Annotated in this window: 7 protein-coding genes and 2 rRNA genes; 6 read left to right on the forward strand and 3 right to left on the reverse strand. The window is 66.6% G+C overall.

Annotated elements, in window-relative coordinates; translation table 11 throughout:
* Positions 1-53: 53 nt before the first annotated feature.
* Together rrf (ABB28_RS15000) and rrf (ABB28_RS15005) are read left to right on the forward strand one after the other, a co-directional pair.
* A 5S ribosomal RNA gene (gene rrf / locus ABB28_RS15000) occupies positions 54-168 on the forward strand.
* Between the two features lie 126 nt (positions 169-294).
* Positions 295-409 (forward strand): 5S ribosomal RNA (rrf, locus tag ABB28_RS15005).
* Between the two features lie 148 nt (positions 410-557).
* On the opposite strand, the gene ABB28_RS15010 is transcribed toward rrf (ABB28_RS15005), so the two are convergent.
* Together ABB28_RS15010 and ABB28_RS15015 are read right to left on the reverse strand one after the other, a co-directional pair.
* Positions 558-2,285 (reverse strand): M28 family metallopeptidase, encoded by a 1,728-nt coding sequence (locus ABB28_RS15010; RefSeq protein ID WP_057687187.1) that lies wholly within the window; start codon positions 2,283-2,285, stop codon positions 558-560.
* 54 nt (positions 2,286-2,339) lie between these two features.
* A complete protein-coding gene (locus ABB28_RS15015; protein WP_057687188.1) occupies positions 2,340-3,008 on the reverse strand; it encodes a DUF4097 family beta strand repeat-containing protein in 669 nt (222 codons plus the stop codon).
* 101 nt (positions 3,009-3,109) lie between these two features.
* Between ABB28_RS15015 and ABB28_RS15020 the strand changes: the two genes are divergently transcribed.
* Positions 3,110-4,429 carry a murein hydrolase activator EnvC family protein gene (locus ABB28_RS15020; protein ID WP_057687189.1) on the forward strand — a complete coding sequence of 440 codons (1,320 nt, stop codon included), beginning with the start codon at positions 3,110-3,112 and terminating at the stop codon, positions 4,427-4,429.
* 125 nt (positions 4,430-4,554) lie between these two features.
* Positions 4,555-6,012: a S41 family peptidase gene (locus ABB28_RS15025; RefSeq protein ID WP_057687190.1), complete on the forward strand. Its 1,458-nt coding sequence runs from the start codon at positions 4,555-4,557 to the stop codon at positions 6,010-6,012.
* 172 nt (positions 6,013-6,184) lie between these two features.
* Here the strand turns inward: ABB28_RS15025 and ABB28_RS15030 are convergent, their stop codons facing one another.
* Complete coding sequence (locus ABB28_RS15030; RefSeq protein WP_057687191.1) at positions 6,185-6,877, reverse strand: rhomboid family intramembrane serine protease; 693 nt, start codon at positions 6,875-6,877, stop codon at positions 6,185-6,187.
* 221 nt (positions 6,878-7,098) lie between these two features.
* Between ABB28_RS15030 and ABB28_RS15035 the strand changes: the two genes are divergently transcribed.
* A complete protein-coding gene (locus tag ABB28_RS15035) occupies positions 7,099-8,442 on the forward strand; it encodes an outer membrane protein transport protein (RefSeq protein ID WP_057687192.1) in 1,344 nt (447 codons plus the stop codon).
* Positions 8,443-8,521: 79 nt separating this feature from the next.
* Positions 8,522-9,100, forward strand: a complete 579-nt coding sequence (gene pnuC / locus ABB28_RS15040) for a nicotinamide riboside transporter PnuC (RefSeq protein WP_057687193.1) — start codon at positions 8,522-8,524, stop codon at positions 9,098-9,100.
* The last annotated feature ends 338 nt before the right edge of the window (positions 9,101-9,438 follow it).

Genomic DNA, 9,438 nt, shown 5'->3' on the forward strand with positions numbered 1-9,438 from the left:
TCCATGCCCGCTCCCTGCAAAGACACGCTCTGCGGCGACACTCCAAAAGCCTCCCTGGTGAAATTAGCGCTGTGGAACCACCCGATCCCATCCCGAACTCGGAAGTGAAACGCAGCTGCGCCGATGGTAGTGTGGCTCAAGCCATGCGAGAGTAGGTCATCGCCAGGGTTTATACCCAAAAACCCCGCTGCTCACGCAGCGGGGTTTTTCTTTTTTTGCAGGCACCTGTTTTTCGTGCCTGCCGCCCAAGGGCAATCATGTGAGCTGGCGCATAGGCGCTGCTCCCAACGTCTCCCTGGTGAAATTAGCGCTGTGGAACCACCCGATCCCATCCCGAACTCGGAAGTGAAACGCAGCTGCGCCGATGGTAGTGTGGCTCAAGCCATGCGAGAGTAGGTCATCGCCAGGGTTCAAACGAGAGACCCCGCTGCTCACGCAGCGGGGTTTTTTCTTGCCCGGTACACATGCCCGGCAGTGACGGCCGCTGGCCATCGAACGCACACAAAAAAAACGGCGCCCCGAAGGGCGCCGCGGATACACATCGGCAGTACCGGCGCTTACTTGGCTGCCGGAGCGGCCTTGCCCTTCATCATCTCGTCGCGCGCCGCCTTGAACGGATTGCCTTCGTACCAGTTCGGCCAGCGATCGCCGGCGGCCAGTTCCTTGCCCACGCCGTGCAGCAACTGCAGGTCTTCGATGGTGCCGTCCAGCTTCCAGGTGGCTGCGTCGAACTCATCCTTCGGGCCGTGGTAACGATTGCGCCCGTAGTCCTCGCCGGCCTTGCGGCCCGCTTCCACACCGCCTTCCAGCAGGTCTTCGCCGCCATCGGCATACAGCGCCGGCACACCCGCCTTGGCGAAGTTGAAGTGATCGGAACGGAAGTAGAACCCGCTCTGCACCGCCGACTCCCCATGCAGCGTCCGGCCCTGTGCGGCGGCCAGCGGCTTGAGGATGTCTTCCAGCTCCGAACTACCGAAACCGGTCACCGTCATGTCCTTGGCGCGGCCGGCCACCGACATCGCATCGATGTTGATCACACCGGCGATCTTGTCCAGCGGGAAGGTCGGATGGGCGACGTAGTACTTGGAGCCCAGCAGGCCCGATTCTTCCAGCGTCACCGCCAGGAACACCGCCGAACGGGCCGGCTTGGGATCCTGGTGCATCATCGCGTCGGCCACTTCCAGGATGCCGGCCACGCCGGTGGCGTTGTCCACGGCACCGTTGTAGATGTTGTCGTCCGCTTCGCCCTCATGCTTGCCAAGGTGGTCCCAGTGCGCCATGTAGAGCACGGCTTCGTCGGCCCGGCTGCTGCCCGGCAGCACGCCGACCACGTTCCGCGAGGTCTTCTCGGCGGTGGTGCTCTTCAGGTCCACCGACAGCTTGGCGTTCAGTGGCACCGGCTTGAAGCCGCGCTTGTTGGCGTCCTTGTAGGCCTGCGCCAGGTCCAGCCCGGCACCGGCGAACAGCGCCTTGGCGGCATCGGCACTCAACCAGCCCTGCACCGGCAGGCGGGGTTCCGGATCATTCTTGGCCGGCAGGTCGTACTGCGGTCCGGCCCAGGAGTTCTTGACCACGTCCCAGCCATACGACGCGCCGGCGGTGTCGTGCACGATCAGCGCGGCAGCCGCGCCCTTGCGCGCAGCCTCTTCGAACTTGTACGTCCAGCGGCCGTAGTAGGTCATGCGCTTGCCGTCGAACAGCTTGGCGTCGTCGACATGGAAGCCCGGGTCGTTGACGAACATCACCACCGTCTTGCCCTTCCAGTCTTGGCCGGCGTAGTCGTTCCACTGCTGCTCCGGCGCGTCCACGCCGTAGCCCACGAACACGATGTCACTGCCGTCCACCTTCACTTCGGTCTGGCCGGTACGCGTGCCCACCACCATGTCGGTGCCGAACTTCAGCTCGCTGGCCTTGCCGGCCTGGTCGATCTTCAGCGAGGTGGTTTCGTCGGCCGTGGTCTCGGTCATGGCCACGTCCTGGAACCAGCTGTCGCCGTTGCCGGGCTGCAGGCCGATCCGCTGCATCTGGTCGCGGATGTAGTTGACCGTCAGTTCTTCGCCCTTGCTGCCGGGCGCGCGCCCTTCGAACTCGTCCGAGGCCAGCGTCTTCACCAGTTCGGCAAAGTCGGCGGCGTTGATCTCCGGCGAGAACGTGTGCGTGCTGGCCGGCGCAGTGGCGGCGTTGGCATCGGCGGCCGGAGCGGTGGCCGCCGGCGCGGTGTCTTCGCCCTTGCAGGCGGTCAGTGCCGCAGTGAGGGCAAGGCAGAGCAGTAATTTACGGGGCATGGTCAGGTCCTGCAGGGAGTGAAGCCGGCCTGCAGGCGCAGGCCCGGCATGGAATCAGTTTTCCGGGGCGGTATCGGTGTCGAAGGGGACCGCGGTGGCGCCGCTGACCGGGCCGGTCTTCGCGCTGCGGTGCACGTACAGCACCACCTCGCGTTCGAACTGCAGCGCGCCGTTGACCACCGCATTGGGCCCGATGATCACGCGCGGCTTGCGGTTCGGCGTCAGCGAAATGCTGAAGCTGGGCTTCTTGATGTGGATACCGCCGTTGACCACCGAACCGACGCCGACGGTGATATCGCCGTTGACGGTCTCGATATCGCCGGCGAGCCGGGTCTCCACCAGGCCGATGCCACCGTTGACGGTCTCCACGCTGCCTTCGATCTGGCTGCGGCGGTCGGCGAAGATGCTGCCGTTGACCGTCTCCACGTTGCCGCGCGCGATCACGCCGCCCGCCAGCCGCACGCCACCGTTTACGGTGGAGATGCTGCCGGTGCGCGCGCCGTCACCCACCTTGATGCTGCCGTTGACGGTCTCGATGTCGCCCGTTTCCACGCCGTCGGCGACCCGGATGCTGCCGTTGACCGTATCCAGGTCGCCGTAGCGCTGGCCGGATTCGGCGCTGATGCTGCCGTTGACCTTGCTGATGTCTTCCTGTGCCACTGCCGGGTTGGCGGCCGCGGCAAGGGCGAGCGCGAGCGCCAGGGTCAGGGATGAGGCTTTCATGAGAGGTTCCTTGTCAGTCACATGCGGCTGGCCGGCCGCCCGGCAAAGATGTCACCATGTTGCACTGGAAACCGCATCTGCCTGAAGTCACTGGAACGCCCTTGCGCGACAATGCTTTTCCCTCACGCATCGCTAACACCCGCTGGCCCGTGCTGGCCGGTGGCGTGCTGCTCGTCATCGCCGCCAGCCTGCTGCCGGCGCTCCCGGCCGGTGCCCAGTCCACCCGCGAAGCGGAGCGCAAGCTGCAGAAGTTGCGTACCGAACTGAAGGGTGTCGCGCAGGAGCGCAGGCAGCTGGACAACCAGCGCGGCCAGGCCAGCCGGCAGCTGCGCGAGATGGATGAAAAGGTCGCGCGCACCGGCCGTACCCTGGCCGAAACCGAAGCGGCGCTGCAGGAGCAGAACAGCGCCCTGGCCGACCTGGAGAAACGCCGCGTTGCGCTGCAGGGCGGGCTGCAGAAGCAGCGCACGGAGCTGGCTGGCCTGCTCAACGGCGCGTACCGGCTGGGCAACCATGCGCCGTTGAAGCTGCTGCTGTCGCAGGACACCGTGGCCGATGGCAACCGCTCGTTGGCCTACCACCGCTACCTGCAGCGCGAGCGCAGCCAGCGCATCCATGACATCACCAGCGACCTGAAGGAACTGGACACCCTGCAGGCGCAGATCGGGCAACGCCAGCAGCAGCTGCAGTCCACCCGCCAGCAGCAGAAACAGCAGGCCACTGCGCTGGCCAACGACCGTCGCCAGCGCGAGCAGGCCGTGGCCACCCTGGACGAACAGTTCAAGGACAGCAGCGAACGCGAAAAGGCACTCGGCCAGGATGCGAAAGCGTTGGAGACCCTGCTGGCCAACCTGCGTGCCGCCGCCGCGCGTGCCGAAGCCGAACGGCGTGCCGCGGCCCGACGCGCAGCCGCCGAGCGCGCCGCTGAAAAAGCAGCAGAAAAAGCCGCCGCCGACCGCGCCGTGGCCGAAGGCCGTCCGCCGCCGCCGCCGCGTGCCACCAAGGTGCCGCCGGTGGCCGCCGCCGCGCCTGCGCCACGGGTTGGTGGGCTGGGTTGGCCGTTGTCCGGCAACCTGCTGGCCCGCTACGGCGGCAAGCTGCCGGACGGCCGCACCAGCAGCGGCGTGCTGATCGGTGCGGCCGCCGGCAGCACGGTCACTGCCGTGGCCGATGGCACCGTGGTGTTCTCCGATTGGATGACCGGCTACGGGATGATCCTGATCGTCGACCACGGCAACGGCTACATGAGCCTGTACGCACACAACGACACCCTGCTGAAGGATGCCGGCGCTGCGGTGAAGCGGGGTGATCCGCTGGCCAAGGTCGGCAATTCCGGCGGGCAGGGCGTCACCGCGCTGTACTTCGAACTGCGCCGCGGTGGCCAGCCGGTGAACCCGGACAGCTGGTTGCAGCGTCGCTGAACCGTCGCGCGCGAGGTCGTCGGATATTCAACGGGAATTTACCGGCACCTGACGCATAATCGGGACCTGCATCGGTCGTGCGCGCACTTCACCGGAGCATTCGAAATCGACCCCAGGAGTGCTTCATGCGTGTAGCCCGAACCGCCACCCTGCTGCTGGCCATGATGCCTTCGCTGGCGCTGGCCCAGCAGGCCGAACCAGCCGCAGCCGCCCCTGCCGACGTCCCCGCCGACGCCAAGCCGTCCACCGCCGCGAGCAGCGAAGAGGCGGCTACGTCGAAAGTGCCGCTGGAGGAGATCCGGCGCTTCGTGGCGGTCTACAACGCGGTGCGTGCGGCCTACGTGGACCCGGTCGACGACAAGAAGCTGATGCAGGACGCGGTGCGCGGCCTGCTGCTGGACCTGGATCCGCACAGCACCTACTTCGACAAGGAAGACGCCGAAGCCTTCGACGAGCAGGCCAACGGCGCCTACGAGGGCATCGGCGTGGAGCTGCAGCAGCAGCCGGACAACGCCAGCCTGAAGATCATCTCGCCGATCGACGACACCCCGGCCGCACGCGCCGGCATCCTTGCCGGTGACCTGATCATCGCCATCGACGGCAAGCCGATCAGCGCCATCCAGGCCAGCGAACCGCTGCGTGGCCCGGCCGGCAGCAAGGTGGTGCTGACCATCGTGCGCGACGGCAAGCCGAAGCCCTTCGATGTCAGCCTGGCGCGCGAAACCATCCGCGTGACCAGCGTGCGCAGCCGCATGCTGGAACCGGGTTACGGCTACATCCGCCTGAGCACCTTCCAGGCCGATACCGCGGCCGACTTCCAGAAGCACGTGCGGCAGTTGTCCAAGCAGGCCGGTGGCCAGCTCAAGGGCCTGGTGCTGGACCTGCGCAGCAACCCCGGTGGCCTGCTGACCGCGGCAGTGCAGGTGGCCGACGACCTGATCGAGAAAGGCAACATCGTCAGTACGCGTGGCCGTATCAGCATCAGTGATGCACGTTTCGATGCCACGCCCGGCGACCTGTTGAAGGGTGCCCCGGTCGTGGTGCTGGTGGATGCCGGTTCGGCCAGCGCATCGGAAGTGCTGGCCGGCGCCCTGCGCGACAACCAGCGTGCGCGGGTGATCGGCAGCCGCACCTTCGGCAAGGGATCGGTGCAGACCGTGCTGCCGTTGGACAACGGCGATTCGGTGAAGCTGACCACCGCGCGGTACTTCACGCCGAGCGGCAAGTCGATCCAGGCCACCGGCATCGTGCCGGAAGTGGAGCTCAAGCCGGCCCCGGTGGAAGGCGAGAGTGCCTTGCCTGCGAGCCTGTCCGACTTCAGCGAAGCGACCCTGCCGGGCCACCTGCACGGGGATGGCGAAGGCGAAGAAGGCTACCAGGCCGGCGACGTACTGCCGGGCGACGGCCCGATCAACGACGCACTGGCCGAATTGAAGGCACCCGGTTCGGTCGCCACGCGGCTGAAGGCCGAAGCGGCCAAAGCCGCTGCGGACAAGGCGGCTGCGAAGCCGGAAGTGAAGCCGGAAGTGAAACCGGAAGTGAAGCCGGAAGTGAAGCCGATCGAACCGCCGGTCAAGCCCTGACGGCCAACGGCCGTCACTACCGAAACCCGCGCCGCGGTAGCGCCGAAGGCAGCGGCAGAGCGAAGCGCGTGACGACCAACGGTCGTCACCCACCACTCCACGCACGACGGCCAGCGGTCGTCACCCACCACACCACGCACGACGGCCAGCGGCCGTCACTACCGCAAGCGCGTCAGAACCCCTGGCGCTTGCGCAGGCGGCGGGCGATCGCGGCACGCACGTACACGCCGTACACCACCCCGAAGCCGAACCCGGCGATATGCGCCCACCAGGCCACCATGCCGAAGCTCGGGCCGATATGCGCGAACACCACCTGCAGCACCGCCCAGAAGCCGATCAACAGGTACGCCGGCGCGCGGACGAACTCCAGGAACAGGCCCAGCGGAATCACCACGCCCAGGCGCGCCCCCGGGAACAGCGCCAGGTAGGTCCCGATCAGGGCCGATACCGCGCCGCTTGCGCCGATGATGATCTGGTCCGGCGTGCCCATGGTGTACACCGCCACCAGGTTGGAAAACGCCCCGCCGAACAGGAACAGCAGGATCAGCCGCCACGGCCCCAGCACGCGCTCCGCCGGCAGCCCGAAGATCAACAGGAACACCAGGTTGCCGAGCAGGTGCGACCAGTCGGCATGCAGGAACAGCGCGGTGAACAGCCGCAGCACGCTGCCGTCCTGCAGGGTGGCCCACCAGTCCAGTGGTCGCATCAGGCCTGCCGAGAGCGCGCCCCAGTCCATCCACAGGCTGCTGCGCGCTTCATGCGGGCGCGAGATCGACCACAGGAAGGCCAGCCAGACCGTCGCGAACAGCAGCGGGGTCGCCCAGCGGAGGGCGGCTTTGCGACGGGAGGGCAGCGACAGGAACATGGGGGCTAGGGTATCTCGACAGCCGATGGCGGAGGTCTGCGCATTCAGTTTTTAAGCTGGAAATGCACCCTATCTGTTATTGTTTCATTAACACGTCTGGGTAATACTCGCATACGGCGTCGTATGTCGGGAGGGGAATCCGGCGCGTCCTGGAGGGCCTTGGCCTAAGGGGGACGCAGGCGCATGCAGAGCAAACAACCGCTTTCCGGAGAGATAAAACGATGCAAACCGCTTCTACTTTTGCCCGCATTACGATGCTGGCTGTCGGCATTGCCGGCGTCCTGGCCGCCACCGATGCGAACGCAGCCGCGTTCCAGCTGGCGGAAAAGAGTGCCAAGGGCCTCGGCCGCGCCTTCGCAGGTTCGGGCAGCGCCGAGGGTGATGCCTCGATCATCGCCGCCAACCCGGCTGGCATGCGCCAGCTCGATGGCCGCGTGATCCAGGGCGACCTGAGCGCGATCAGCTTCAAGGCCGAGTTCGAAGGTGCCGGCCGCAAGCCGACCGGCGCTGCACAGACCGGTGGTGACGGCGGCGACGCCGGCATGATCGCTCCGGTCCCGGCCGGTTACTTCCACATGCCGATCGGCGAAAAGGCCCACTTCGGCGTGTCGCTGACCGCACCGTTCGGCTTCAAGACCGACTACGACGACGGCTGGGTGGGTCGCTACAGCGGCCTGAAGACCGACCTGAAGGCGATCGACCTCGGCTTCGCGATGTCCTATGACGTCAATCCGTACGTGTCCTTCGGCGCATCGGTGTTCGTTGAACACCTGACCATCGAACTGAGCAACAACATCGACTTCGGCACCGCCCTGGCGCAGTCCCGCGTACCGGGCTTCGCCCCGGGCAGCGCCGATGGCAAGCTGACCGTGGAAGGCGACAACAATGCAGTCGGCTGGACCGTCGGCGGCCTGTTCAGCCCGGATGAGAACACCCACATCGGCATCAGCTACCGTTCCAAGGTCGAGCACAAGATCACCGGCGGCGACGCCACCTTCGACGTGCCGTCCAACGCCGCTGCCGTGCTGGCCGTGGCCCAGCCGGGTCGCTTCGTGACCACCAGCGGCAAGGCCACGGTGACCCTGCCGGCGTCGGCCACGCTGAGCGTGACCCACAACATCAACGACCGCTGGACCGTGATGGGTGATGTCACCCGTACCGCGTGGTCCACCGCGTTCGACCAGGTGGTCATCGACTACGCGTCGGCCCAGCCTGATTCGGTGCTGGAGTTCGGCTACCGCGACACCACCTTCGTGTCGCTGGGTACCGACTTCAAGCTGAGCGATACCGTCACCCTGCGTGGCGGCGTGGCACTGGACCAGACCCCGACCACCGACGCCCACCGCGACGTGCGCGTGCCGGACACCAGCCGCAAGTGGCTGTCGATCGGCCTGGGCTGGACCCCGTCGGACAACGTCGAATACAACTTCGGCTACACCCACCTGCTGACCAGCGATCCGAACCTGTTCGTGCAGCCGGGTACCAACAACCAGGGCAACTCGCTGACCGGCAAGTACAAGGTCCGCGGCGACGTGCTGGCTGCGTCGATGCAGTACAAGTTCTGATTCCACGCTTCAACGCGTGACAGCAGGACAAGGAAGCCCCGCGCAAGCGGGGCTTTTTCTTTGCGCACTACAATGGCCCATGGATTTCTCAGACCCCGCGTTCCAGCTTGAAATCGCCGCCAACGTCGCGGCGGCCGCGTCGATCCTGTTGGCCGGGCGCAACAGCGTGCATGGCTGGTGGATGAGCATCATTGCCGGGCTGTTGTTCGCGGTGGTGTTCCTGCAGGCGCGGCTGTACGGGCAGGTGGCGCTGCAGGGCTTCTTCATCGCCGTCGGCGCACTGGGCTGGTGGCAGTGGTTGCGCGGCAACCAGGGTGCGCCGCTGCCGATCACCCGCCTGCGCGCCTCTGCGTGGCCGTGGCTGGTGCTTCTGGTGGTGGCGGGCACGTGGGGGTACGGCTGGATGCTCAGCCGCCACACGGACGGGCAGGCGCCCTACGTGGATGCCGGCATCCTGCTGCTGAGCATGGTCGGCCAGTTGATGATGATGCGGCGCAAGCTGGAATGCTGGTGGGTGTGGTTGCTGGTGAACACCCTGGCGGTGCCGCTGTACTACGCCGGCGGCCTGCAGCTGACCGCGCTGTTGTACGTCGGCTACTGGATCAACGCGATCGTCGCACTGCTGCACTGGCGGCGGTTGATGGTGGCCGCGCGCTGACGCGCGCGCGGTCGGAAGCAACGGCAACGGCAACGGCAACGTCAACGTCAAAAGCTGCGGGGCCGTGGGTTGGCGGGGCGGGGTGGCTGTGCAGGACACGCCGCAAGTACGTCCGTGTAAGCTCGCTTTTCGCATCCATGCGAAAAGACGGTCCTGCACAGCCACCCCGACCCGCCTTCGACAGGTCCATGGGGGCCTGGTAGCGCCGACCCATGGTCGGCGGAAGGAGTGGCAGGGACCCCGCTCTCATGGAGGCCTTGGTAGCGCCGACCCATGGTCGGCGGATATCGGCAGAAAGGGGATCTGATGGTTTCCGCCGAGCATGGCGCGGCGCTACC

Source organism: Stenotrophomonas chelatiphaga, assembly GCF_001431535.1.
GTDB classification, from domain to species: Bacteria; Pseudomonadota; Gammaproteobacteria; order Xanthomonadales; family Xanthomonadaceae; genus Stenotrophomonas; species Stenotrophomonas chelatiphaga.

Coding starts and splice junctions, on each gene's coding strand:
- ABB28_RS15025 (WP_057687190.1), top strand. CDS start 4,555: ATGCGTGTAGCCCGAACCGCCACCCTGCTGCTGGCCATGATGCCTTCG.
- ABB28_RS15030 (WP_057687191.1), bottom strand. CDS start 6,877: ATGTTCCTGTCGCTGCCCTCCCGTCGCAAAGCCGCCCTCCGCTGGGCG.
- ABB28_RS15015 (WP_057687188.1), bottom strand. CDS start 3,008: ATGAAAGCCTCATCCCTGACCCTGGCGCTCGCGCTCGCCCTTGCCGCG.
- pnuC (WP_057687193.1), top strand. CDS start 8,522: ATGGATTTCTCAGACCCCGCGTTCCAGCTTGAAATCGCCGCCAACGTC.
- ABB28_RS15010 (WP_057687187.1), bottom strand. CDS start 2,285: ATGCCCCGTAAATTACTGCTCTGCCTTGCCCTCACTGCGGCACTGACC.
- ABB28_RS15035 (WP_057687192.1), top strand. CDS start 7,099: ATGCAAACCGCTTCTACTTTTGCCCGCATTACGATGCTGGCTGTCGGC.